Source organism: Streptomyces sp. NPDC026538 (genome assembly GCF_055567535.1).
On record NZ_JBVHQG010000012.1, the window covers coordinates 69,249 to 93,658 of the forward strand.

At 72.1% G+C, this 24,410-nt stretch carries 23 protein-coding genes and 2 pseudogenes; 18 read left to right on the forward strand and 7 right to left on the reverse strand.

Annotated elements, in window-relative coordinates; genetic code table 11:
• The first annotated feature begins 63 nt into the window (after positions 1 to 63).
• The 7 genes from ACZ4N4_RS37035 (at position 64) to ACZ4N4_RS37065 (ending at position 7,809) form a co-directional block, all read left to right on the forward strand.
• Positions 64 to 405, forward strand: a complete 342-nt coding sequence (locus ACZ4N4_RS37035) for a hypothetical protein (protein WP_467597170.1) — start codon at positions 64 to 66, stop codon at positions 403 to 405.
• 346 nt (positions 406 to 751) lie between these two features.
• Positions 752 to 2,236: a glutamate decarboxylase gene (locus ACZ4N4_RS37040; protein WP_467597633.1), complete on the forward strand. Its 1,485-nt coding sequence runs from the start codon at positions 752 to 754 to the stop codon at positions 2,234 to 2,236.
• Positions 2,237 to 2,389: 153 nt separating this feature from the next.
• Positions 2,390 to 3,496, forward strand: a complete 1,107-nt coding sequence (locus tag ACZ4N4_RS37045; RefSeq protein WP_467597173.1) for an NAD(P)/FAD-dependent oxidoreductase — start codon at positions 2,390 to 2,392, stop codon at positions 3,494 to 3,496.
• A gap of 157 nt (positions 3,497 to 3,653) precedes the next feature.
• Positions 3,654 to 4,277 carry a DedA family protein gene (locus ACZ4N4_RS37050; protein WP_467597175.1) on the forward strand — a complete coding sequence of 208 codons (624 nt, stop codon included), beginning with the start codon at positions 3,654 to 3,656 and terminating at the stop codon, positions 4,275 to 4,277.
• Positions 4,278 to 4,573: 296 nt separating this feature from the next.
• The gene (locus ACZ4N4_RS37055; protein ID WP_467597178.1) at positions 4,574 to 5,491 is read left to right on the forward strand and encodes an NADP-dependent oxidoreductase; all 918 of its coding nucleotides are present in this window, start codon (positions 4,574 to 4,576) and stop codon (positions 5,489 to 5,491) included.
• Positions 5,492 to 5,669: 178 nt separating this feature from the next.
• Positions 5,670 to 7,109, forward strand: a complete 1,440-nt coding sequence (locus ACZ4N4_RS37060; protein ID WP_467597181.1) for an MFS transporter — start codon at positions 5,670 to 5,672, stop codon at positions 7,107 to 7,109.
• 103 nt (positions 7,110 to 7,212) lie between these two features.
• Positions 7,213 to 7,809 (forward strand): cysteine hydrolase family protein, encoded by a 597-nt coding sequence (locus ACZ4N4_RS37065; RefSeq protein ID WP_467597184.1) that lies wholly within the window; start codon positions 7,213 to 7,215, stop codon positions 7,807 to 7,809.
• Positions 7,810 to 7,881: 72 nt separating this feature from the next.
• Here the strand turns inward: ACZ4N4_RS37065 and ACZ4N4_RS37070 are convergent, their stop codons facing one another.
• The gene (locus tag ACZ4N4_RS37070; RefSeq protein ID WP_453563815.1) at positions 7,882 to 8,331 is read right to left on the reverse strand and encodes a MarR family winged helix-turn-helix transcriptional regulator; all 450 of its coding nucleotides are present in this window, start codon (positions 8,329 to 8,331) and stop codon (positions 7,882 to 7,884) included.
• Positions 8,332 to 8,414: 83 nt separating this feature from the next.
• Here ACZ4N4_RS37070 and ACZ4N4_RS37075 point away from each other — a divergent pair, with 83 nt between their 5' ends.
• The 5 genes and pseudogenes from ACZ4N4_RS37075 to ACZ4N4_RS37095 all read left to right on the forward strand — a co-directional run bounded on the left by ACZ4N4_RS37075 (position 8,415) and on the right by ACZ4N4_RS37095 (position 14,547).
• Positions 8,415 to 11,288, forward strand: a complete 2,874-nt coding sequence (locus ACZ4N4_RS37075) for an AAA family ATPase (protein ID WP_467597187.1) — start codon at positions 8,415 to 8,417, stop codon at positions 11,286 to 11,288.
• A gap of 140 nt (positions 11,289 to 11,428) precedes the next feature.
• The gene (locus ACZ4N4_RS37080) at positions 11,429 to 11,968 is read left to right on the forward strand and encodes an HdeD family acid-resistance protein (protein ID WP_467597190.1); all 540 of its coding nucleotides are present in this window, start codon (positions 11,429 to 11,431) and stop codon (positions 11,966 to 11,968) included.
• Positions 11,969 to 12,062: 94 nt separating this feature from the next.
• Positions 12,063 to 12,941 (forward strand): LLM class F420-dependent oxidoreductase, encoded by an 879-nt coding sequence (locus tag ACZ4N4_RS37085; RefSeq protein ID WP_467597193.1) that lies wholly within the window; start codon positions 12,063 to 12,065, stop codon positions 12,939 to 12,941.
• Between the two features lie 75 nt (positions 12,942 to 13,016).
• A pseudogene (locus ACZ4N4_RS37090) lies at positions 13,017 to 13,310 on the forward strand (FAD-dependent oxidoreductase); the annotation flags it as partial.
• Position 13,311: 1 nt separating this feature from the next.
• Positions 13,312 to 14,547 (forward strand): GMC family oxidoreductase, encoded by a 1,236-nt coding sequence (locus ACZ4N4_RS37095; protein ID WP_467597196.1) that lies wholly within the window; start codon positions 13,312 to 13,314, stop codon positions 14,545 to 14,547.
• Between the two features lie 22 nt (positions 14,548 to 14,569).
• On the opposite strand, the gene ACZ4N4_RS37100 is transcribed toward ACZ4N4_RS37095, so the two are convergent.
• From ACZ4N4_RS37100 to ACZ4N4_RS37120, 5 genes are all read right to left on the reverse strand, one after another.
• Complete coding sequence (locus ACZ4N4_RS37100; RefSeq protein ID WP_467597199.1) at positions 14,570 to 15,790, reverse strand: low temperature requirement protein A; 1,221 nt, start codon at positions 15,788 to 15,790, stop codon at positions 14,570 to 14,572.
• Between the two features lie 128 nt (positions 15,791 to 15,918).
• The gene (locus tag ACZ4N4_RS37105; RefSeq protein WP_453563799.1) at positions 15,919 to 16,371 is read right to left on the reverse strand and encodes a MarR family winged helix-turn-helix transcriptional regulator; all 453 of its coding nucleotides are present in this window, start codon (positions 16,369 to 16,371) and stop codon (positions 15,919 to 15,921) included.
• A 162-nt stretch (positions 16,372 to 16,533) separates the two neighbouring features.
• Positions 16,534 to 17,010: an MEKHLA domain-containing protein gene (locus ACZ4N4_RS37110; protein ID WP_467597202.1), complete on the reverse strand. Its 477-nt coding sequence runs from the start codon at positions 17,008 to 17,010 to the stop codon at positions 16,534 to 16,536.
• A 131-nt stretch (positions 17,011 to 17,141) separates the two neighbouring features.
• A complete protein-coding gene (locus ACZ4N4_RS37115; RefSeq protein ID WP_467597205.1) occupies positions 17,142 to 17,330 on the reverse strand; it encodes a hypothetical protein in 189 nt (62 codons plus the stop codon).
• Positions 17,331 to 17,361: 31 nt separating this feature from the next.
• Positions 17,362 to 17,970 (reverse strand): MarR family winged helix-turn-helix transcriptional regulator, encoded by a 609-nt coding sequence (locus ACZ4N4_RS37120; protein ID WP_467597208.1) that lies wholly within the window; start codon positions 17,968 to 17,970, stop codon positions 17,362 to 17,364.
• Between the two features lie 157 nt (positions 17,971 to 18,127).
• Here ACZ4N4_RS37120 and ACZ4N4_RS37125 point away from each other — a divergent pair.
• Positions 18,128 to 18,607: pseudogene (locus ACZ4N4_RS37125) on the forward strand (YceI family protein); the annotation flags it as partial.
• A gap of 180 nt (positions 18,608 to 18,787) precedes the next feature.
• Positions 18,788 to 19,390 (forward strand): NAD(P)H:quinone oxidoreductase, encoded by a 603-nt coding sequence (gene wrbA / locus ACZ4N4_RS37130; RefSeq protein WP_467597634.1) that lies wholly within the window; start codon positions 18,788 to 18,790, stop codon positions 19,388 to 19,390.
• 83 nt (positions 19,391 to 19,473) lie between these two features.
• Here the strand turns inward: wrbA and ACZ4N4_RS37135 are convergent, their stop codons facing one another.
• On the reverse strand, positions 19,474 to 19,878 hold the full coding sequence (locus ACZ4N4_RS37135; protein ID WP_467597211.1) for a tautomerase family protein: 405 nt from the start codon (positions 19,876 to 19,878) through the stop codon (positions 19,474 to 19,476).
• 480 nt (positions 19,879 to 20,358) lie between these two features.
• Between ACZ4N4_RS37135 and mdlC the strand changes: the two genes are divergently transcribed.
• From mdlC to ACZ4N4_RS37155, 4 genes are all read left to right on the forward strand, one after another.
• The gene (gene mdlC / locus ACZ4N4_RS37140) at positions 20,359 to 21,942 is read left to right on the forward strand and encodes a benzoylformate decarboxylase (protein WP_467597214.1); all 1,584 of its coding nucleotides are present in this window, start codon (positions 20,359 to 20,361) and stop codon (positions 21,940 to 21,942) included.
• A gap of 11 nt (positions 21,943 to 21,953) precedes the next feature.
• Positions 21,954 to 22,703 (forward strand): SDR family NAD(P)-dependent oxidoreductase, encoded by a 750-nt coding sequence (locus ACZ4N4_RS37145; protein WP_467597216.1) that lies wholly within the window; start codon positions 21,954 to 21,956, stop codon positions 22,701 to 22,703.
• A 115-nt stretch (positions 22,704 to 22,818) separates the two neighbouring features.
• Positions 22,819 to 23,118 carry a cytochrome P450 gene (locus ACZ4N4_RS37150; protein WP_467597219.1) on the forward strand — a complete coding sequence of 100 codons (300 nt, stop codon included), beginning with the start codon at positions 22,819 to 22,821 and terminating at the stop codon, positions 23,116 to 23,118.
• A 143-nt stretch (positions 23,119 to 23,261) separates the two neighbouring features.
• Entirely contained in the window at positions 23,262 to 24,389 is a 1,128-nt protein-coding gene (locus ACZ4N4_RS37155; RefSeq protein WP_467597222.1) for an SPFH domain-containing protein, read from the forward strand.
• The last annotated feature ends 21 nt before the right edge of the window (positions 24,390 to 24,410 follow it).

The following is a 24,410-nucleotide window of genomic DNA, read 5'->3' on the forward strand; positions in this document are numbered from 1 at the left end:
TTCGACGCGTTCACCGACCGGCTGGGCACGGCGCTGCGGGAGCGCGCGGAGGGGCACACGATCGTGGACTCGCTGGAACGCTGGCTGCGGGCCGAGACCGCCGACTACAGCGAACTGGACGATCTCTACGACCGCATGCTCGATCTCAACCCGCAGGTCAAGGCCGTCGCCAACACCCGCCTGACGGAGGTCATCCAGGAGGGCACCCGCATCCTCGCCGAGGAGCGGGGGGACGCGCCGGACGACTTCGGACCGCGCATGGCTGCCGCCGCGGCGGCAGCCGTCGTCTGCGAGGTGATGTGCCACGCCCCGCAGGAGAGCGACATCGAGACGGCGATGTCCTTCCTGCGCGCCGGCCTCACCGCGCTCCCCGCACCCCGACGGGTCACCGACCCGAGCGCCTGAACGCCGGCACGGCGCGAACGACCCGCCCGGTCATCCCGGGCCAGGGACCGGCTACGTCGTATGACGGAGCGGTCCGAAGCGGGCGGTCGGCCGTGCCGTGGCCGCGTCCCGGTGCCGGGACCGCCGTTCGGCCTGTCGGGGACCGCCGTTCGGCCTGTCGGGGCACGCTGCCGGCCCGGCCAGTATGTGGATGGGAAAATCCAGTTCATCAGTCCGCAAATCGATCACTGGATCGGTGTAATCGGCACAGATGCCGGACCGAAAAGCGATCTAGCTTCGGAGTGCACGGGGCCGTACGGACCAGAAAGGCATCGAGGCACTCATGCCCATCCCGCATACCGACGTCATGACCGCACCCGAGTTCGACACCCTGACCGCTTCACCCGAACCCGAACCCGAGCCTGAACCCGAAACCACCCGCCCGCCCGCCGGCCACCGGCTCCCGCCCGTCAACCGCCCCCTCGGGCTCGGGGACCAGCAACTCCCGCCCGCCGACGAGCAACTCCCGCCCGTCGACCACCTGCTCCTGCCGGTCGACGAACTGCCCGCGAACGCGTCCTCGCCGGACCTGGTCGGGCGCCGAGTGCGCGACGAGCTCATGCTCGACGGCAACGCACGGCTCAACCTCGCCACCTTCGTGACCACCTGGATGGAGCCGCAGGCACGGCAGTTGATGGCGGAGACCGCGGAGAAGAACCTCGCGGACCGCGCGGAGTACCCGCAGATCACCGCCATGGAGGAGCGCTGCGTACGGATGCTCGCCCGGCTCTGGCACGCGCCGTACCCGGAGCAGGTCCGCGGCTGCTCCACCACCGGTTCGAGCGAGGCGGCCATGCTCGGCGGCCTCGCGCTCAAGCGCCGCTGGCAGGACCGCCGGCGGGCGCAGGGCAAGGACACCGCGCGCCCGAACATCGTGATGGGCGCGAACGTCCAGGTGTGCTGGAAGAAGTTCGCCAACTACTTCGAGGTGGAGCCCCGTTACGTCCCGATGGAGCCGGGCCGCTACCACCTCACGCCGGACACGCTCACCGCCTACTGCGACGACAACACGATCGGGGTCGTCACCGTCCTCGGGTCCACCTTCGACGGCTCCTACGAGCCCGTCTCGGACATCTGCCTGGCCCTGGACGGATACCAGGCCGCCACCGGCACCGACATCCCCGTCCACGTCGACGGCGCGTCCGGGGCCATGGTGGCCCCCTTCCTCGACCCCGGGCTGCTCTGGGACTTCCAGCTCGAACGCGTCGCCTCCATCAACACCTCGGGGCACAAGTACGGGCACGTCTTCCCCGGACTGGGCTGGGCCCTGTGGCGCAACGCCGAGGCCCTCCCCGACGACCTGGTCTTCGAGGTCGACTACCTCGGCGGCCGCTCCCCCAGCTTCACCCTCAACTTCTCCCGCCCGGGCGCACACGTCGTCGCGCAGTACTACAGCTTCCTGCGGTACGGCTTCGAGGGGCTGCGGAACCTGGCGGCCCAGAACCGCACGACGGCCCGTGCCCTGGCCAGACGCATCCAGGGCATCCCGCCCTACGAGCTGGTCACCGACGGCTCCGAACTGCCCGCCTTCGCCTTCCGCCTGGCGCCCGGCACCGAGGGCCTGACCGTCTTCGACGTCTCCCAGGCGATGCGCGCCCGCGGCTGGCACCTGCCCGCGTACACCTTCCCCGCGCCCTGCCAGGACGTCTCCGTGCTGCGTCTCGTCGTACGCACCGGGTTCACGGCCGAACTCGCGGGCATGTTCATCGCCGACCTGACCGAGGTCACCCGCCGGCTGCACGGCGGGCGCCCGGCACCCACGCCGCCGCTGACCGTGCCGGCCGCCCCCTGACGGCGGTTCGAGACGACGGGCGGACGCCGCCGGACAGCGGGACCGCACCGCCCGCGGGCGTCTTTACAGCACTCTCACAGAACCCACCCTGCACTTGATGTTTCAAGTGTTAGGCTCGCCGCCGTTCCCCCCACCTGCCTCAGGAGAATCACTGTGCGGGACGGCAACGTAGTGGTGATCGGCGGCGGTTACGCGGGCATACGACTGGCGAAAAAGCTGGACACGGCAGCACATGTCACGCTCGTGGACCGCAAGGAGGTCTTCTTCCACCGCGTCGCCTCCCTGCGCGCGGGCGTGCGCCCGGAGTGGACGGGCGCCCCGTTCATCCCGTACGACAGGCTGCTGGCCAACGGCCGTGTGGTGGTGGGCAAGGCGGTCCGCGTCGACACCGTCGAGCGCCGGGTCACCCTCGCCACGGGCGACCGGCTGCCGTACGACGTGCTGGTCGTCGCCACCGGCGCCGACTATCCCGAGCCGGCCCGCTTCGTCGGCTCCACCCCCGACGAGGCGGCGAAGTCCTTCGCCGAGCACCAGCACAACATCGCCGCCGCCGACCACGTCCTGGTCGTCGGCGGCGGCCCGTCCGGCGTCGAGCTCAGCGCCGAGATCCGGCTGGCCCGGCCGGACGCCCGGGTCACCCTCGCGCACTCCGGGCAGGAGCTGCTGCACTCCACGGGCAGCGCCCGCGCCGGCCGCAAGGCCCGGACCTGGCTGGCGGCCCACGACGTGACGGTCCGGCTGAACGCCTTCATGTCCCCGGGCACCGAATTCGGCACCTACCGCGACGCCCACGGCGAGGTCCTCTCCGCGGACCTCTCCTTCTGGGCGACCGGCACCACCCCCAACACGCTCTGGCTGCGCCTGGCCGGGCACGGCGACTGGCTGACCGGGACGGGACACGTCAAGGTCGACCGGACGCTCCGGGTCGAGGGCAGGCCGGACGTGTTCGCGGTCGGCGACGTGAACGACGTCAGCGAGCTCAAGGTCACCCCGGCCGCGCTCGCCCAGGCCGAGGTCGCGGCCCACAACATCCTCTCCTACCTGCGCAGTTCGGGACGGCACAGCAAGAAGCCGCGTGCCTACCGGGCCGTCCGCCGCACCCCGCTGATCGTGCCCTTCGGCCCGGCCGACGGGGTGACCGTGCTGCCCGTGCCGCTCGGCGAGAGCGCGGTCCTCGGCACCCGGGCCACCGCCATGGCCAAGGCCAAGACACTGATGACCCCCTATATGAGACGCCAGCTCGGCTACCCCTCGACCTGACCGCACCCGGACGCCCGGACGACGCCCGGCGATCCGGGCCATGTCGTCGTACAGGCGTGCGCCGGGAGGACTCCCCGCCCGCTTGCGGGCGCACCGACGGCCGTCACGTGACACTTGAGGGAAAGCGACCGGCGAACGGGACGGGGAGGCGAGGACGGTGATCGCCGTCAATCCGACGGACAGTGCCTCGCTGCTCGCCGCCTTCGGTGCGCTGGCCGTGCTGGTGGTGATCTTCGCCGAGTCGGGGCTGCTGGTCGTCGGGTTCTTCCTGCCGGGAGACACCCTGCTCTTCCCGGCCGGCGTGCTGTGCGCGGCGACCGCGGACCAGCCGCCCCGGCTGGAGCTGTGGCAGGTGCTGGTCTGCGCGGCCGTCGGGGCGGTGGCGGGCGGCCAGGTGGGCTATCTGATCGGGCGGCACGGCGGGCGGCCGCTGCTGGCCCGGACCTCCAGCCGGCGGGTGAAGTCCGGGGCGGCCCGCGCGGAGCGGCTGCTGGCCCGCTACGGGTACGGCAAGGCGCTGGTGATCGGCCGCTTCGTGCCGCTGCTGCGGTCGGTGCTGCATCCGGCGGCCGGGGCGCTCGGGGTGCCGGTGCGGCCGTTCACCCTCTGGCAGGCCGTCGGCGGTGTGCTCTGGTCGCAGACCTTCGTACTCGCCGGGTTCGCCCTGGGCTCGTCGGTCACGCACATCGACCGCTATCTGCTGCCGCTGGTCGGCGTGATCGTCCTGCTGTCCCTGCTGCCCGCGCTGGCCGAGGCGCGCCGGTCACGACGTCCCCGGTGATCCGGCCCAGGGTCCCCGGCGGGCCAGGCCGTCCAGGGGGGTGGTGGTGTCGGTGAGGCGGTCGGGCCGAGCAGGGCGCGCGGCCCGGCGTTGAAGCGGTCACCCAGCGCACCACCTCGTTCGCGACCGCGCCCGGCGGCACGGGGGCCCGACCGCGCCACCGCCGTCATCGGATCACCTTTCCGGGAAGACAGCCCCGCCCCCGGGCCGTTGAATGCGCCGACACGGTCGCTGTGCGGCATGCGGCACAGGGCCGTCGAGGCCTGTCCGAACCGGAGGAGAGCGGTGATCACGCGATGAAGGCGGTGCGGTTCCACACGTACGGCGGGATCGATGTGCTGCGGGTGGAGGAGGTGGAGCGGCCGGAGCCCGGCCCCGGACAGCTGCTGGTCGAGGTCCGCGCGGCCGGGATCCAGCCCGGTGAGGTGATGATCCGCGAGGGCGCACGGCACGGACGCTGGCCGGCGGCGTTCCCCTCCGGGCAGGGCAGCGATCTGGCCGGCGTGGTGACCGGGGTCGGCCCCGAGGTTCGCGGTTTCGCGGTGGGCGACGAGGTCCTGGGCTTCACCCACGGCCGGGCGAGCCATGCGGAGTTCGTCGTGGTCGACGACGTGAACGTGGTCTCCCGTCCGCAGGGGCTGTCCTGGGATGTGGCCGGGTCGCTGTACGTGGCCGGCACGACCGCGTACGCCAGTGTGTTCGCGGTGGATCCAGGGCCGGCGGACACGGTCGTGGTCTCCGGCGCGGCGGGCGGCGTGGGGTCGCTGGCCGTGCAGCTGGCGCGGCGGCGGGGCGCGACGGTGATCGGGCTGGCGGGCGAGCGGAACCACGCCTGGCTGACGGAGCGTGGCGCCGTCCCCGTCACGTACGGGGAAGGCGTCGCCGAGCGGATCCGGCGGGCCGCGGGCGGGAAGATCGACGCCTTCATCGACACCTTCGGCGACGGCTACGTGGAGCTGGCGGTGGAGCTGGGTGTGCGGCCCGAGCGGATCAACACGATCCGGGACTGGCAGGCCGCGGCCAAGGTGGGTGCGCGGACCTACGGGGAGGGTTCGGCGGCGTCCGCGGTCGTCGTCGGCGAACTCGCCCGGCTCGCGGCGCGCGGGGAGCTGGAGGTGCCGATCGCCCGCGTCTACCCGCTGGAGCGGGTGCGGGACGCGTTCCGCGACCTGGAACAACGGCACACCCACGGCAAGATCGTGCTCCGTCCCTAGGGACGCGACCTGGTCCGCCGGACGGGCCCTGACCCCGCCGGGACCCGGCCCGTGCTCGCGGGCCCGGCGGACGGCCGGGGGGTTCCCCTCACCGAGATAGGCAGGCAGCCTGCTATAGTTTGACAGGTAGCCTGCCTAACTTTGTGGGCCGCGCATGCGGGACGGGAGGAGCAGCACCTTGGGAACCACCGCCGACGCCGCCTCCGTACAGCAGGAGAAGGCACAGCAGGAGAAGGCTCCGCCGGGCAAGCCCTTCGGGGCCTCCTTCGTGACCCCGTTGTACATGGGCGCCGTACTCAACCCGATCAACAGCTCGGTGATCGCACCTGCCCTGGTGGCGATCGCGGCCGCGATGCACACCTCCGTGGGCGGCACCGCGATCCTGATATCGAGCCTGTATCTGACCAGCGCGATAGCCCAGCCGGCGGCCGGGCGGCTGGCCGAGGAGTTCGGGCCCCGCCGGGTGTTCTTCGCCGGCATCTTCCTCGTCCTGGCCGGCGGTGTCCTCGGCGCGGCCGCGCAGAACATGCCGTCCCTGGTCGCGGCCCGGGTGCTCATCGGGGCCGGCACCTCCGCCGGCTACCCCTCCGCGATGCTGCTGATCCGCCGCCGGGCCCGGGACACCGGCATGCAGGAACCGCCTGGCAGCGTCCTGGGCGGGCTGGCGATCGCGGGCGCGGCCACCGTCGCCGTCGGACCCGCCATCGGCGGCCTGCTGATCGGCCGGCTCGGCTGGCAGACGGCCTTCTGGATCAACGTCCCCGTGGCCGTGGCCGCCTTCGTCATGGCCGCGGTCTGGATCCCCGAGGACACCGACCGGGTGCGCGGGCGGTCGGCGCGCACCCTCGTCTCCCGTCTCGACCTGGCCGGCATCGCCGGCTTCGGCGGGGCGCTCACCGCGCTGCTGGTGTTCCTGTCCTCGCTGCCCACCCCGGAGTGGCCGGCCCTCGGCGTGTCCGCCGTGATCGCCGCCGTCCTCGTGGCCTGGGAGCTGCGCGCCGCCAACCCGTTCCTGAACGTCCGGCTGCTCGCCTCGAACCTCGCGCTCACCCGTACCTACCTGCGCAACGGCCTGACCCTGCTGGGCACTTACGTGATCCTGTACGGGCTCACCCAGTGGCTGGAGGCCTCCCGGGGACTCACCGCCTACCAGTCGGGCCTGGTCCTCGTCCCGATGGGTGTCCTGTCGGCGGTCTCCGCCAGGGTGGTGTCCCGGCGCGGCCGGGTCCGCACGCCGCTGGTCGTCTCCGCGGTGCTGCTGCTCGTGGGGGCCGTCGCCACCGTGTTCGTGGACGGCGGCACGCCCGTGGCCGTGGTGGTCGCGATCACCGCGGTGTTCGGCCTCACCTCCGGGGCCGGCACGGTGGCGAACCAGACGGTCCTGTACCAGGAGGCGCCGCACGACAGCGTCGGTACAGCGTCCGGACTGCTGCGCACCTTCGGTTACATCGGCTCCATCGCCTCGGCGGCCATCACCGGCACCGCGTTCCACACGCACGTCGACGACACGGGTCTGCGACACATCTCCTGGGCGCTGGTCGGCATCGCCGCCGTCGTCCTCGTCATGACGGTTCTCGACCGGCAGCTGGCGCACACCGACCGGCACCCCACCCCCTGACCCCTCTCCCCGACCGGCACCCCACCCCCTGACCACTCTCCCCGTCCGTCCGAACCATCCGGAACCATCCGGAACCATCCGGCAGGACAAGAAAGTTCAGGTAATGACCACCACCGCCCCGCACCTCGACCCCGCCCGCACGGCCCTGTTCCTCATGGACTTCCAGCCGGCCGTCCTCGCCGCCGTCCCCGACCCGGACCAGGCGCTCTCCCGCGCCCACGCGGCCCTGTCCTGGGCCCGGTCCAACGACGTCCAGGTCGTCCACGTCCGGGTCGCCTTCGCCCCGGCGGACTTCGCCGCCGTACCCGAGCTCAACAAGTCCTTCGCCCCCGTCGCGCGGAGCGGGTTCCTCGCCGACGGCAGCCCCGAGGCCGCCCTGCACGAGTCGTTCGAGGTGCGGGAGCGGGACATCACCGTGCGCAAGACCCGTATCAGCGCCTTCGCCAGCACCACCGACGTCCGTGAACTGCTGCGCGAGCAGGGCATAGACACCCTGGTACTCGCCGGACTGTCCACCGGCGGGGTGGTGCTGACGACCCTTCGGCAGGCGGCCGACGACGACTTCGGGCTCTACGTCCTCAAGGACGCGACCGGTGACCCGGATCCCGAGGTCCACCGGGTCCTGACGGAGAAGGTCTTCCCGAACCAGGCACACGTCATCGAGACCGGCGAGCTGCAGGCACTGACCAAGTCCGCATGAGGCCGGACGGCGGAGGTGCCACTCCCCTCCGGAGAGGCACCTCCGCCGTGTCCCGGATTCCCTGCTCGGCCGTCACCGCCCGCTGTCCGCGATCCTGTTCATGATCGCCGCGGCCTTGAGCAGGGTCTCCCGCTCGTCCGGCCGCAGATGCGCGTCGATCGCCGCGCCGAGCCAGGTCGCCCGCGCGACCGGGATCATCCCGAAGAGGGTCCGTCCCTCGGGCGTGGCGTGGATGAGGGTCTTACGGCCGTCGCCCGGGTCCTTGCTGCTGGCGATCAGGCCCCCGGCGCGCAGCGACGCGAGCGTCTCGGCCATCGACTGGCGGCGCACGTGCTCGGCCTGCGCCAGTTCGCTGGCGGTGACCGGACCCTCCTCGACGATGCGGCCCAGCGTGGTCAACTGCGACCAGCTCCACCGCATGTCGCTGGGGGCCGACTCGGTGCGCAGCCGGGCGCGCAGCCGGGTCATCGCCTTCATCAACTCGGCGGCGACCTCGGCCTCGGGCCTTGGGTCACTGGTCATCGGTCCACCCTACCTAGCGCCCACCCGGCATATTGATCAAATATTTGCGCCGTCAAGCATTTTGCGGGGGCTATATTCAAACAGTGAGCACCGCCGAAAGGCGTCGTCAGACCGAGGAGCCGTCCCGATCGCCGTCGAGCGGGGTCCAGCTGCTCGGGCGTGAGGCCGAACTGGCACTGATCGACTCGCTGCTCGCCGGTCCCGGCCGCGGCAGCTCCGGTCTGCTGCTGCACGGCGAGCCGGGGGTGGGAAAGACGGCGCTGCTGGACGCCGCCGCGGCACGGGCCACGGCGTACGGGATGCGGGTGCTGCGCGCCGCCGGATCACAGGCCGAGGTCAAGATCGCGTTCTCGGCGCTGCACCAGCTGCTCTACCCGGTCCGCCACGACGTCGACCGGCTGGCCGAGCACCATCGGGACGCCCTCCACCAGGTCTTCGATCTGGCCCGGAGTCCGGCTCCGGAGCCCCTGGTGTCGACGGCGCTGCTCGCCCTCCTGGAGCTGACCACCGCGGAGCGCGCGCTGCTGCTGATCGCCGACGACGTGGCCTGGTTCGACGAGGCCAGCGCGGCCGTCCTGGGATTCGCCGTACGACGGATCGCGGATGCCCCGATCGTCTTCCTGGCCGCCTCCCGGACCGGGACCGAGGACCTCTTCCGCCGGTCGGGGCTGCCCGAGCACACGGTCGAGTCGCTCGACAGCCGATCGGCGGGCGCCGTCCTGGACGCCTGCTCCCCCGGGCTGGCCCCCGTGGTGCGCCGGAGGCTGCTGGCCGAGGCCGACGGCAACCCGCTGGCGCTCCAGGAGCTGCCCGTACCACTCACCGAGCGGCAGCGCGCCGGCCAGGATCCGCTGCCCGACCGCCTCCCACTGTCCCGACGCCTGGCGGCGACCTGCGCCGGGCTGCTCGCCGAGCTGCCCGCGCCGACCCGCAGGCTCATGCTGCTGACCGCCCTGGACGCGGACGCCGGGCTCACCGTGCTGCGCTCCGCGGCGCAGGGCTCGGCCGACCTCGACGACCTGGTCCCGGCCGAACGGGCCGGTCTGGTCCGCGCCCCCGCGGCCGGCTGCGGTCTCACGTTCTGCCACCCGCTGATCGGCACGGCCCTGATGGAGCTGGCCCCGCCGCGCGAACGCCGGGCCGCGCACGAGGCGCTGGCCACCGCCCTGGCCGACGATCCCGAACGGCGGGCCTGGCATCTCGCGGAGGCCGCCGCCGCGCCCGACGAGTCGGTGGCGCGGGCGCTGGACGAGGCCGCGCTGACCGCCTGGCGGCGCGGCACCGGATCCCCCGCCGACCTGCCGGCGCCGGTCGGGGCACTGCTCTCCGACCGGCGGCGGATCGCCGCGTCCGCCGCGGTCACGGCGCTGGTGCGGGCCGGCGAGCTCAGTCCGCATCCGGTCGACCGGTCCCGCCGTCTGGTCGAGGCCGCTTTCCTCGCCACCATGACCGGCCAACTCGACCAGGTGAACCGGCTGTTGGCGGACGCGGGGCAGACCCCGGACACCCCGACCGGGCTGGTCTTCGCCGCCACCGCCCATCTGCTCACCCATGACGGGGGCGATGTCGACACCGCCTACCGGCTGCTGGCGCAGGCCCTCGACCATGTCGCCTGCGAGACGGACAAGGGCGACTGGGACCGGCTGGGGATCCTGTACGCCCTGTTGCTGGTCAGTCTCTTCACCCTCAGACCCGAGCCGTGGAAGCTGCTCGACACCGCGATGGCCCGGTTCCCGCCGGCGGCGGTCGGCACGTTCCGGCTGTGCTACGACGCGTATGTCGATCCCACCCGCAGGTCCGACGCGATCCGGGAGGGGCTCGCGGACGCGTTCGCCGAGCTGCCCGTCGACGCGGCCCCCTGGCAGATCGTCCCGCTGGGCTTCGCCGCCGTCGCCCTGGACGCTCTGTCCGACTACCGCTGCCTGCTGCTGCGCATGATCGAACGGGAGCGGGACGGCGGCGCGATCGGCATGGTGATCCCGGCGCTGCTGCTGCTCTGCCAGGACTCCTACGTCCACGGGCAGTGGGACGAGGCGGAACGGCTCGCCCAGGAGGGGCTGGACCTGGCTTCGGCGTACGGGTACCAGTTCTGGGAGCGGCAGCTCCGGGCCGTGCTGGCCTCGGGCGCGGCGCTGCGCGGCAACGCGGATCTCGCCCGTGTCCGCAGCGAGGAGACGACGACCTGGGCGGCGCCGCGCGGCATGGACGTGACGGAGGGCTACGCGCGGTCGGCGCGCAATCTCGCGGCCATGGGGCAGGGCGACTACGAGGAGGCCCTCGTCCAGGCGGCGCGGATCGGGCCGCCCGGTGCCCCCACCCCCGGGGTGCCGGGCCGGTGGATGGTCCTGGACTTCGTGGAGGCGGCGGTCCGTACCGGCCGTGTCGAGGACGCCCGGGCGCATGTGCGGGCCGCCCAGGAGGCCGGGATTCCGCGGATCGGGCCGCGTACCGAGCTGATCACGGCGGGGGCGGCCGCCGTGGCCGCCGACGACGCGGAGGCCGCCGCCCTGTTCGAGGCCGCCCTGGCCCTTCCCGACACCGCGCGCTGGCCCTGGGACTACGCGCGCATCCAGTTCGCGTACGGCCAGTGGCTGCGCCGCACCCATGACATGGCCGGGGCGCGGGCCCAACTGGGCGCGGCCCTGGAGACGTTCGAGCGGATCGGTGCCGAGATGATGGCCCAGCGGGCCGCCGCCGAACTGCGCGCCACCGGTGTCTCCGTCGTCCGGCCCGACGCGGCGCCGGAGCAGCTCACCGCCCAGGAACTGCAGATCGCCGAGCTCGCGGCGACCGGCCTGAGCAACAAGCAGATCGGCGAGCGGCTGTTCCTCTCGCATCGCACGGTCGGCTCCCATCTGTACCGGGTGTATCCCAAGCTGGGCATCACCTCACGCGCCGCTCTCCGCGGCGCGCTGGAGGCGATGTCCGCCGCGGAACAGGACGACGAGACGCCGTAGCGCACGCGTCGCGGTCGCAGTAGCGGAACCAGTCGAATGACGGGTGGTACCGGACCGCGACGCCGATAGCCTCCGCCCGTCACACGCTCCCAGGCCGAGGCGAAGTCGGCGCCACGGCACCCTCGTTCACGGAGGACTCCATGCTCAGTTCGCCCAACGCGCTGCTCTGGCGCGGCCTGCTGGCCGTCGTCATAGGCATCGTCTCCGTCTCCTGGCCGGGCATCACCGTCGGCGCGTTCGTCGTCCTGTTCGCCGTCTACGCGTTCATGTACGCGGTGATGGACGGGGTCCGCGCCTTCAGCAGCGACCGGGTGGGTTCCGTCCTCGGCCGGCTGCTGCTGGCCGTGCTGTCGGTGGTGGCCGGGGTCAGCGCCCTGGCCTGGCCGGGCATCACGGCACTGGTGCTCACCCTCTGGGTCGCCGCGTGGGCGATGGCCACCGGTGCCACGGAGGTCGCCCTCGCGTTCCCGCGCGGTGAGACGGCGGGTGAGCGGGCCCTGTTCCTGCTGACCGGCCTGGTGTCGGTGGCCCTCGGGTTCGTCCTGTTCGTGCGGCCGGACATCGGCGCGGTCTCGCTGGCCACCGTCTTCGGCCTGTTCAGCATCGTCCACGGCATCTCGGCGGTCTTCACCTCGTCGGAGATGCGGCGCAGGCACCGCACGCAGCCGCTCGGCGGCTGACCGGTCATCCGATTTCCTTGCTTGACAAAGCACATAGTGGTCCCGGCATACTCGACGGCGACAGCCCTGGCGGCCCACGGCACGGAAGGCCCGCATGAACCTCGGCATCGCCATCGCGGATTTCACCCAGCCCGGCGGCCCGGCGGGCATCGCCCGTCACGTGGCGCAACTCGCCCGTAGCGCCGAGGAGTTCGGCTTCACCCGGATCGCCGTCATGGACCACCTCTTCCAGATCGGGATCGTGGGCGCCTCCGAGCAGGAGATGCTGGAGGCGTACACGACGCTGGGTTATCTGGCCGCGGCCACCGAGCGGGCGGAACTGCTCGCCCTGGTGACCTCGGCCGGTTACCGCGCACCCGGCCTGCTGGCCAAGATGATCACCACGCTCGACGTCCTCTCCGAAGGCCGCGCCGCCCTGGGGATCGGGGTAGGCGCGGGCTTCAACCTCGCCGAGGCGCGCGGACTCGGGCTGCCGTTCCCGCCCGTCGCGGAGCGGTTCGAGCGGCTGGAGGAGACCCTCCGGATCTGCCTGCAGATGTGGAGCGACGACGAGAAGCCCTTCGTCGGCCGCCACTACCGCCTCGAACGCACCCTCAACTCCCCGGCCACGTTGCGCCGCCCCCATCCGCCGATCCTCATCGGCGGCTCCGGCGAGCGGAAGACGCTGCGGCTCGTCGCGGAGTACGGGAACGCCTGCAACCTCTTCCACGGCCCGGACCTCGCACGCAAACTCGACGTGCTCCGCCGGCACTGCGACGAGGTCGGGCGCGACTACGCCGAGATCGAGAAGACGGTCCTGCTCCCCCTCGACCCCGGAGCGCGCGGCGAGCATGTCCCGGCGCTGCTGGCGGAGTTGAGGTGGCTGGACCACATCGGCATCGGCCATGTCATCGGCCCGGTCCGCGGCGCCGACCAGCATGCCGCCCTCCGGCTGCTGGGCGAGCGGGTGGTACCGGAAGCGACGCGGATCTGACCACCGGTCACACCGCGAGAGCACCGCCTATTTATTTGCTTGGTGAAGCAATATAAAAGGGACAAGGAGATTCGGATGACCACGAACGACCACCCCGGCCACCCCGAGACCGATGTCGTCATCGTCGGCGGCGGCTCCGCGGGCGCCGTGCTCGCCGCCCGGCTCAGCGAGAACCCGCGGCGCACCGTCCTGCTGATCGAGGCGGGGCCGGACTACCCCGCCGGCCGGGTCCCCGAGGGGTTGCTGACCCCGCACCTGCTGGCGGACCCCGACCACGACTGGGGCTACAGCGCGCGGGCCACCGACCGCGCCCCGGGCATCGCGGCGCCGCGCGGCCGGGTCATGGGCGGCAGTTCCGCGGTGAACGCCGGTGTGGCGATCCGGGCGCGGGCCGCGGACTTCGCCGCCTGGGGCGAGCGGTACGGCATCAAGGGCCTGGTCGTACGAGGAGGTCCTGCCGGCCTTCCGGGACCTGGAGAACACACCGTCCGGCGACGACGCCCGCCATGGACGCACCGGCCCGTTCCCGATCCGCCAGTGGACCTACGAGGAACTCACCTCCCCCATGCGGGCGTTCGTGGACAGCGCCGCCGGCCTGGGCTTCCGGCGCAACGACGACTTCAACGGCGACCGGCAGGACGGCACCGGCGGCTACCCGGTCAACATCGTCGACGGGGTGCGCCAGAGCACCGCGCTGGTGTATCTGACGCCGCAGGTGCGCGGCCGCCGCAATCTGACGGTGCTGAGCGACATCACGATCGACAGGGTGCTCGTGGAGGACGGCAGGGCGCGGGGTGTCGTCGACGCGTCGGGCACCGCCCACCGGGCCGGCGAGGTGGTGCTCAGCGCCGGCGCGTACGGCAGCCCGGCCATCCTGCTGCGCTCCGGAGTCGGCCCGGCCGAGGATCTGCGGGACCTCGGCATCGACGTGGTCGCCGACCTTCCTGTCGGGCGCCGGCTCCAGGACCACCCGTTCTTCCACTCGCTGTTCGCGCTCGCACCCGAGCACCAGGGCATGACATCCGCGTTCGCCGCCCATCTGTGGCTCGCCTCCAGGGAGGCGCTCCCCGGTGAGCTGGACCTCGCCGTCGTGGGCACCCATCTGCTGGACGGCTCGTTCAGCCCGACCGGCGGGGCGATGGTGCTGGCGGCGGCCGTCACCCGGCCGGAGTCGCGCGGCTCGGTGCGGCTGGCGGGCCGTGATCCGCACGCCGCCCCGGTCATCGACGACAACTACCTGGCGACGGACCGGGACCGGCGTCGCATGCTGGAGGCGGTGCGGCTGGTGCGCCGCCTCGCGGGCAGCGCGCCCCTCGCGGGCGCGGTGGCGGCGGAACTGGTACCGGGCGATGCCGTGGGCAGCGACGCGGAGCTGGCGGCGGCGATCGAGACCGGTATCGCCACCTACGGCCATCCGACGTCCACCGTTCCGATGGGCGGGCCCGAGGACCGGTGGGCCGTCGTCGACGAGACCGGCGCCGTCAAGGGGCTGTCCGGGCTGCGGGTGGTGGACGCCTCGATCATGCCGGAGGTGCCGTCGACCGTGACCAACGCGACCACGATCATGATCGCGGAGCACATCGCCCGGCGGGTGTACGGCGGTTGAGGACGCCGCCGGCCGCCGCGGGTCAGCGGGCCGGCGTCTCGTCGCGGCCCAGCCGGCGGGCCACGGCGAGGCCCCAGGGAATCCCCAGGAGGACGACGAGGGCCAACCCGAGCAGGAGCGGTGCGGGACGGGCGGCGCCGAGGGCCAGGGCCGCGAGGGCCACGGCGGCACAGGTGCCGGCGAGCGGACGGTAGAGCTCCCGCTCGTCCCGCCAGGCCTCCAGGCCGGACGCGAGCAGCATCGTCGCGGCCAGTACGACGGCCACGCCTCCGCACAGCACCCAGGCCGTCGCGACGGGCGTCCGGTCGGCGTGGGCGTGCTCGACCAGGCCGACCATCGCGGCCCCCATGGCGGTCACCGCCGCCGTCAGCGGCAGGTGGGTGAGCATCCAGCCGAGGGTCACCGTGCGGGTGCGCCGGGGCGGACGGTGACCGGCGAAGTCGAAGTACGTCCACCAGGCACCGAATCCGACCACCACCGCCACGAGCCCGACGGCGAGGTTCATGACGGTGGTCGGCTCGCTCGCCAGCCCGCCCACGACACCGGTCACGGTCTCGCCGAGCACGATGATGATGAGCAGCCCGAACCGCTCGACGAGCGCGTCGGTGAGGGCGAGCGCCGTTTCCTGGACCGGAGCGGCCGCGAGGAGCATCCAGGCGAACCCGGCGACAAAGGCGAGGGCCAGCAGTCCCCAGGTCAGCAGGCGGGTGTCGGCCGGCAGGCCGGCGCTGGCGAAGAGGACGACCGCGCAGGCCGCCGTGCCGATCACGTACAGCCGGGTGGGTCTGCGGAACTCGGCGGAGCTGCCGCGTCCGGCCAGGAACCAGAGCCCGGCCAGGACGGCGAACAGGATGCCCGCGTTGATCGCGAAGTGGGCGCCCTCCACCCCGCCGGCCTTGGGGATGAAGGCCCCGAGTGGGACGAGGACGAGGATCTGCAGGAGGAAGAGGCTCCGGCCCCTGGCGTCGTCGTGGCCGTGCAGATCGTGGTGGAGCGTGCCGTTGAGCCAGGCGATCCAGACCAGCGCGAACACCGCGGCGAACTCGCCGAGACCGTGCCAGGAGAGATGCGCCGCCAGGTGGTGGGCGGCCTGGGCGACCAGGACGACGACGACGAGGTCGTAGAAGAGTTCCAGCGGGCCGACCACCCGGTGCCGGGGCTGGTCGCCGTGGACCCTCGGCGGCCGCCACAACTGGCGTCGCAGCCGGGCCCACCGCTCCTGGCTCTCCGGGTTCGGGGTCATGCCCGGGGTCTCGGCCGAGGTCGCTGCTGCATGACTTCTCTCCGGGTCACGGGCTGGAGGTGCGCTTCCGGCACTGTTTGACACCCGTATATTAGCAGCCGGGGGTCGGCCGTCCCGGCCCGCGAAGCTCAGTCGAGCTTCTCCACCACCGCTTCGAACTGCCGCACCATGGCCGGCACCGACCTGCCGTCGAGGAGGTCGACGACCCGCTTGCGCGCGCTCGCCAGATGCACCGGGTAGGCGTCCTGGAGGCGCTTGAGCCCTTCCGGGGTGAGGGTCGCGACATTGCCGCGGGCGTCACCCTCGTAGCGCCGCTTGACGACCTGGCCGCGGTTCTGCAGCGCCTCCACGACCCGGGTGATGCGGCTCGCCGACAGGGCGGTGGCCGAGGCGAGGTCCGTCATCCGGAGCTCCTGGTTCTCGGCCTCGGAGAGGTTCATCAGGACGACGTACTCGGTGAGCGTGAGTCCGGTGGAGCGCAGCAGATCGTCGTCCAGCGAGCGCGGCAGCGCGACGATGACGCGCATCAGGGCACGCCAGAGGCGTTCTTCTTGGGCGGTCAGCGGATCCTCGTCGCTCATCACATCACAGTAGCGTGCTCAAGCAAGAAGTCTCAACCTTACGGACCACGTCAGGGCCTGTTCAGGGGCCGGCCGGACAGCCTCCGACCGAGGCGCTCAGGCCTGCTCGACGATCTCGGCGACGGAGCCGAAGGGGGTACCGGGCGCCCTGAGGGCCGCCCCTCAGATGTCCGTCCACGAACGGAAGACCGCCGCCTGGCCGTGGCAGGTGCCGTCCAGGTCGAGGAGGTTCCACATCGTGACGTCCTCTATCCAGAATCTGCGGCCGGACCCGGCGATCCTCACCCCTCGGTAACCGGAGGCGAATCCGCGCTCCGTCACCGATCGCACGAGGGCGTTCCTGTCGCCCTGCCGGTCCGGGTCGGCGGACAGCCGGGACGGGAGCCGTACGAACTCCTCCCAGCCGTACTCGAAGCACTTCTGCGCGGTCCTGTTCGCATAGACGAAGACCGGATCCGCACCCGCGTCGTGTGCGAGCAGCCCGAAGGGCGCGGACTCGTAGAGCCAGCGGGCCGCTTCCTCCGCGTCGGGGAACACCGAGGGACACAAAGGGCTGCCGGTCAACCGCTGATGACTGGAGAGGAGAAGGTGTGCGAAGCCCGGCCCCTGCCTGTGCCCTTCATGCCAATTCAGGACCATCGGTGCCCACCTTTCGTCGTTTCCCGACGGGATGGTTCCACAGCCAAGACGACCGACCAGTGGGGGGACGGCCGAATCGCCGACCGCGCCGACCCCGAGAGACACGCGGAACGAAATCGACCGGGATCTGTTCACGGCTCCGCCGGCGCCGCCTGGGACGACAGGTGCCGCACCACGTTCGTGCGGGCCGGTTCCAGGAGTTCGTCGCCGCGCGCCCCGAGCACGGTACGGGCGATCTCCACCGGGTGCCGCTGCTGCTTCAGGGGGATCAGGTCGCCGACTGATGCCAGAGGACGAAGGTCGAGCCGGAACAGGCCCATGCCACACTCGGCCCGCCGGTCCCGGCTTGGGTCAGATGACTGCTTCGCGGTAGCTGGAGGCCGCCGCCGGGTAACCCGGGGGTTCCTCGACGTCGGCTGCCGCGGACGCCTCGGTCGTGATCCCCTCCCGGTACGCGGGGCTCTCCTTGCGGCCCGCGCCCCGTTCGTACGGGGAGAGGAGGGGCTCGGCCAACGACCCCACCTGGTCGGCCAGCCGCCGCACCAGAGCGGGATCGACCTGGTCCATGACGCGCCTGCGGGCGCTGGCGAGGTGCACCGGATAGGCGCCGCGCAGCCGTTGCCGGCCGGCCTCGGTGAGCTCGGTGACGTATCCGCGGGCGTCCGTGCAGTGCCGCCGCTTGGTCACCAGGCCCTGGTCGCGCAGGTTCTCCACCACCCGGGTGACGCGGCTCGCGGACAGGGCGGCCGCCGAGGCCAGCTCGGTCATCCGCATGCTGTCGTCCTCGGCCTCGGAGAGATGCATCAGGACGATGTACTGCGTGAGCGACAGGCCCGTGGCGCAGAGCAGGTCCTCGTCGAGCGCCCGCGGAAGAGCGACCAGCATCCTCTGCAGCGCACGCCAGAGTCGCTCCTCGTCGGTGTTGAGCGGACAGCTGGGCTCGGGTGACTGTGCGGACATGTACCGGCCTCCCTTCCGTAGCGTCCCGGTCCTACCACTGAAGCACATCATTACTTGCTTGACAAAGCATTTCGAGGCGCGCCAAGATGCTTGCCAAGGCAAGCAACAGCGCCGTAGCGGAGCAGCCGCGCGACGCCAACCGAGAGGCCAGCAGGGCATGAACGTCCAATTGCCCCCCGTGGGGACCTACGCGGTCGATCCGGAGCGGTCGTCCATCGGCTTCAGCACGCGGCACATGTTCGGCCTGGGCAGGGTGGACGGCACCTTCCGGGTGGAGTCGGCGAGCATCACGATCGCCGAGCCGGTCACCGAGTCGGCCGTGACCGCCGTCGTCGACGCGGGCAGTTTCCACACCGGGACCCCGCGCCGGGACGACCACGTGCGCTCCCCCGCCTTTCTGCACGCGGAGCGCCACCCCGGGATCCGGTTCGAGTCGACCGGGGTCAGCCGGGACACGGCCGGCGTCTGGGTGGTCCGGGGCCATCTCACCGTCCGCGGTCACCGCGCGCCGGTCGAGCTGACGGTGGACGCGCTGTCCGTCGAGAGCGGTTCGCTGAAGATCTCGGCCTCCGCGACCGTCGACCGGTACCGCCACGGGCTGACCGCGGCGAAGGGGCTCGCGGCACGTCATCTGCGGCTCTCCCTGTCCGCCACCGCCCGTCCCACCCCCGGCCCGACGGCTGCGGCCGCCGGCGCCACGACGGCACCCGCCGTCGGGACCACGACGGTTTCCGCCGTCGGCACCGAGGCGGCTCACGCCGCCGGAAGCAAGGCGGCGTCCGCCGCCGAGACCACAGCACAGCGAGAGGAATTCCCCATGGCTCCCAAGGTCGCCGTCATCTACTACTCGTCCACCGGTACCGTCCACGAGCTGGCGGAGGCGGTCGCCGACGGCGCCCGCAAGGAGGGCGCGGAGGTACGGCTGCTGCGCGTGTCCGAGCTGGCGCCCGAGGAGGCCATCGCGAGCAACGACGCCTGGTCGGCGCATGCCGCGGCCACCAAGGACATCCCGGTCGCCACCGCGGCCGACATCGAGTGGGCGGACGCCGTGGTCTTCGGCACCCCCACCCGGTTCGGCAACATCGCCAGCCAGCTGAAGCAGTTCATCGACACGCTCGGTGGCCTGTGGGCGCAGGGCAAGCTGGCCGACAAGGTCTACAGCGGCTTCACCGCCACGGCCACCGCGCACGGCGGCCAGGAGTCCACGCTGCTCGCGCTCTACAACTCCGTCCACCACTTCGGCGGCATCCTGGTGACCCCCGGCTACACCGACCCGGTGAAGTTCGTCGACGGCAACCCCTACGGCACCAGCCACGTCAACGGCCAGGGCGCGATCCCGGTCGACGACACCGCCCGTAGCGCCGCCGAGTACCAGGGCAAGCGGGTCGCCTCCGTCACCGCGCGCTTCACGGCCGCGTAACCGGCGGTGACGCGGACGGCCGGGTGCCGGCGGCTGGGCTGCCGCCGGCACCCGGCCGGGTCACGGGGTACGGCTGTCCGCTGTCAGGCCTCGCCCCGGCGCGCCAGCCACTCCTGCTCCGCGCCCGGTTCGGGCAGCACCCGGCCGCCTTCGACGGCGGACCGGGCGGGGCCGTCCTCCAGCACCACCATGACGTGGCTCTCCGGCACCCCGGTGACGCGGGCGGCCGCCGAGGACAGCTCCAGCGCCAGCCGGGTCCCCTCCTCCTGCGGATGTCCGCGCCGGACCCAGCCGTTGACGATCAGCGGGGCCCCCGGCACCCCGCCGATGAAGACACTGTCCGGCGGCGGCTCGGAGAAGATCACGTTGACGTAGGCCGGTGGCACGTGGTTGACCGCCACGTGGATCCGGGTGATCTCGGCCGCCAGCGCGGCCTTCGACTCACTCGTCAGCGTTCCCTGTGCTGAGGTGCAGGTGTAGACGGGCATTTCGGCTCCTCCTCGAACGGGGGCGGAATCGCTCACGGCAACGGCGGAAGGGCCGTGATCGGCCATCCGCGGATCGTTCGGGTTCCGCGCGGAGTTCGACGAGCCGTCGGCCTGCTCGCCCCGCGGCGAAGTCCGCGCCGACGACCTCACCACGGAGATCGTCCCGGTCGGTGAGGCGCTGCGGGCCGTCGACACCCTCCGATCGGCCGAGGTCATGAAGGTGTTCGTGGCACCCAACGGCTCACACCACACTCCGACGGCCCAAGGTGTCCCGGCTTCGGTCATCCGACTGACGCCCGAACTGCGGTGAGCGCCCGCGTGCGGCCGGGCCGACTTGGAGCCGTCGTCTCAGCAGACGCTTCAGTCATCGGACGGAAGGCGTGGCTACCACACCCCGGTCAGTATGGGGGTGATCATCCCGATATCGGGCCGCCACGAAACTGGCAGGTTGCCATGACCTACCAAGCCACTGTCCGAACCGTGACCTACGATCTGCTGCGTTCTCTCGAACTGACCACGATCTTCGGTAATCCGGGCTCGACCGAGCAGACGTTCCTGCAGGAGTTCCCCGAGGACTTCACCTACGTACTGGCCCTGCAGGAGGCCTCCGTCATCGCCATGGCCGACACCTTCGCCCAGGTGACCGGCCGGCCCGCGCTGGTCAACGTGCACTCCTCGGCCGGACTGGGCAACGCCGTGGGCAATCTGGTGGCCGCCTACCACGGCAACACCCCGCTGATCGTCACCTCGGGACAGCAGCACCGGGAACTGCTGATCGGCGAGCCCTACCTGGGCAACCGCGAGGCCACCACGCTGCCCAAGCCATGGGTGAAGTGGGCGTACGAGGTCGCCCGTGCCGAAGACGTCCCGGAGGCGTTCCTGCGGGCCTACGCCACGGCGCTGCAGCCGCCCGCCGGGCCGGTCTATCTGTCCATCCCGATGGACGACTGGAAGCAGCCACTGTCCGGCTTCACCCGTATGCGGACCTTCAGTGACCGCATGCTGCCCGACCCGGACCGGCTCCGTGCCTTCGCGGACCGCATCTCCGCCAGCAGGCGTCCCGCACTGGTCTTCGGACCGGAGGTGGACCGCGCCGGCGGCTGGGACGTCGCGGTCGCCCTGGCGGAGCGGCTGCGCGCGGCCGTCTACGGCTCCCCGCTGCCCGACCGTGCCTCCTTCCCCGAGGACCACCCGCTCTTCCGCGGCCCCCTCGGCATGTCGGTGAAGACCATCAGCGACCGACTCGCGGGACACGACCTGGTCGTCGTGATCGGCGCCGAGGTGTTCCGGTACTACCCCTACGTCCCGGGCACCTACCTGCCGGAGGGCACCGAGCTCCTCCAGATCACCGGCAACCCGGACGTCGCCGCGTCCGCGCGCGTGGGCGACAGCCTGCTGGGCGACCCCAAGGCGGCGATCGAGCAGCTCCTGGACGCGGTCGAGGAGGGCACAGCCCGGACCGCTCCGCAGCCGATGGAGCGTCCCCGGGTGCTCCCGGAGGCACCGAACAACCCGCTGACCCCGCCGGAGGTCTATGCCGCCCTGAGCAGCGTCAAGCCGGCCGACGCGGTCATCGTCAACGAGTCGACGTCCACCATGGCCCAGCAGATCGAGTGGCTGCCCACCACCCGGACCGGTTCGTTCTTCGCCACCGCCAGCGGCGGCATCGGGTGGGGCGCGCCGGCGGCCGTCGGCGTGGCCCTGGCCGACCGGCAGCGGGGCGTGACCCGGACGGTCGTCGGACTGATCGGCGACGGCTCCTTCCAGTACTCCGTGCAGTCCGTCTGGACGGCGGCGCAGCATGGGCTGCCCATCGTCTACGTCGTGATGCGCAACCAGGAGTACTCGATCCTCAAGTCGTTCGCGGTATTGGAGGAGACGCCGGGTGTCCCGGGCCTCGACCTGCCCGGCCTGGACATCGCAGGCGTGGCGCGCGGCTTCGGCTGCCACGCGGTCGACGTCGAGACGACGGAGGACCTGCAGCGCGAGTTCAAGGCGGCTCTGACCGCGGACACCACCACCGTGATCGTGGTGGCCACCCAGCCCCAGAAGGCGATGCTGTAACGGGAGCAGTGATGGATCTCGGACTCAAGGACCGCGTCTACATCGTCACGGGCGGCACCCGCGGCCTCGGCATGGCCGCCGCCCGCGAACTGACCGTCGGCGGGGCGAAGGTGGTGGTCAGCGGGCGCAGCACGCACTCGCTGGCCGCGGCGGAGGCGGAGCTCGGCGGCCCCGGGCAGGCCGTCGGCGTCGTCGCCGACAACGCCGACCCCGGGACCCCCGACCGGCTGATCACCTCGGCACACGAGGCGTTCAAGGGGCTGGACGGCGTGCTCATCAGCGTCGGCGGCCCGCCGACGGGCACCCCGGACGCCATCGACGACGAACAGTGGCGTACGGCCTTCGAGTCGGGCTTCCTGGGCGCGGTGCGGCTGTCGCGGGCGGTCGCCGCGCAGCTCGGCGCGGGCGGGGTGATCGGCTTCGTCCTGTCCACCTCGGTGTACGAGCCGATCCCCGGCCTCGTCGTATCCAACGCCCTGCGCCCGGCGCTGGCCGGCTACGCGAAGACCCTCGCGGGGGAACTCGGCCCTCGGGGCGTCCGCGTGGTCGGCCTGGTGCCGGCCCACATCGGGACCGACCGCACCCTCGAACTCCAGTCGATCACCGGTGACGCCGACAGCACCGCCGCGGGCATTCCGCTGCGACGCCTCGGCACCCCGGAGGAGTTCGGCCGCACCGCCGCCTTCCTGCTGTCGCCCGCCGCGTCGTACGTCACGGGCGCCATGGTGACGGTCGACGGCGGAACGCGGGCCAGTTTCTAGCCGCCCTTCACAGTCAACTCTCCTTGACACACTCCCACTTGAATACGATGCTTGCCGAAGAAAGCAACTTGTTCGGCGGGAGAAGGGCACACGGGCGGCGAAGCCGCCGATCAACATGCTGCTGGTCTCCCTGGCGGCGGCGAACCGGGACCCGGCCCGGTTCGAGGAGTCGGACTCCTTCCGCCTCGGGCGTCCCGCCGGCGGTCATCTCGCCTTCGGACACGGCGTCCACCACTGCCTGGGCGCTCCGCTGGCGCGGATGGAGGCGGAGGTCGCGATCACCGTCTTCGTCCAGCGCGTGCAGAGTCTCGCCCTGGCCGTGGCCGAGGCCGACCTGGAGTGGGCACCGGGCCTGCTGATGCACGGGGTCCGGCGGCTTCCCGTGTCGGTCGCGCTCTCCGGGGACTCCGCCTGACCGGAGCCGGTCCGTACCCGCCCGTAGTCGCGTCGACCCCGTTGGGCATACTGTCGGCTGATCGCCGCGCCGCCGCCGTCCCGGGGCCGGCCGGGGAGTGGCGGTCTCCGGAGCGCGGGGAGTGGGGGATTGCTGTGGGGCTGATGGACCGCATCCGCGGTGAGTTCATCGACATCATCGAGTGGACCGACGACGGCCGGGACACCATCGTGTGGCGCTTTCCGCGCTACGGCAACGAGATCAAGATGGGCGCACGGCTCGTGGTGCGCGAGTCGCAGGTGGCCGTCTTCGTCAACGAGGGACGGCTGGCCGACGTCTACCAGCCCGGCACGTACACCCTCTCGACCCAGAACATGCCGGTTCTGTCCACGCTGAAGGGCTGGAAGCACGGGTTCGAATCGCCGTTCAAGGCCGAGGTCTACTTCGTCACCACCCGGCAGTTCACCGACTTCAAGTGGGGCACCCAGAACCCGGTGATCCTGCGGGACGCCGAGTTCGGCATGGTCCGGGTGCGCGCCTTCGGCACCTTCGCCGCCCAGGTGGTGGACGCCGCCGCACTGCTGCGTGAACTGGTCGGCACAGACCCGCAGTTCCGCACCGAGGAGGTCGGCGAGCACCTGCGGCAGCTGATCGTCTCCAAGCTGGGCTCCGCGCTGGGCTCGTCCGGCGTGCCCCTGCTGGACCTCGCCGCCCGGCAGGACGGCATCGGACAGCAGCTGGCCAAGGCGCTGACCCTGGAGCTGGCCTCCACCGGCATCGCCATCCCCCGGTTCTACATCGAGAACATCAGCGTCCCGCCGGAGGTCGAGGCGGCGATCGACACCCGCTCCCGGATGACGATCACCGGCAATCTGGACGACTACGCCAAGCTCCAGGCCGCCGACGCGATACCGATCGCCGCCGCCAACCCCGGTACCGGCGGCGACGCCCTCGGGCTGGGCGTGGGCATGGCACTGGGCCAGCGGATCGTGCAGAGCACGTCCGGTGCGGCGGCTCCCCCGGCCCCGGTGACGCAGGCCCCGGCGCAGCCCGCCCCCGCCGACGTCCCGCCCCCGCTGCCCAACGCGCCGCGCTGGTTCATCGCCGTCGGCGGACAGCAGCAGGGCCCGTACGACGAGAGCGCGCTGGCCGGGCAGGTGGCGACCGGCAATCTGAACCGTACGACGCTGGTCTGGCGCAGCGGGCAGGCCGCCTGGCAGCCCGCGGACCAGGTCCCGGAGCTGGCGTCGCTGCTCGCCGACGTCCCGCCGCCGCTGCCCCCGCAGGGCTGAGATCCGCCCTCCGGAAACCTC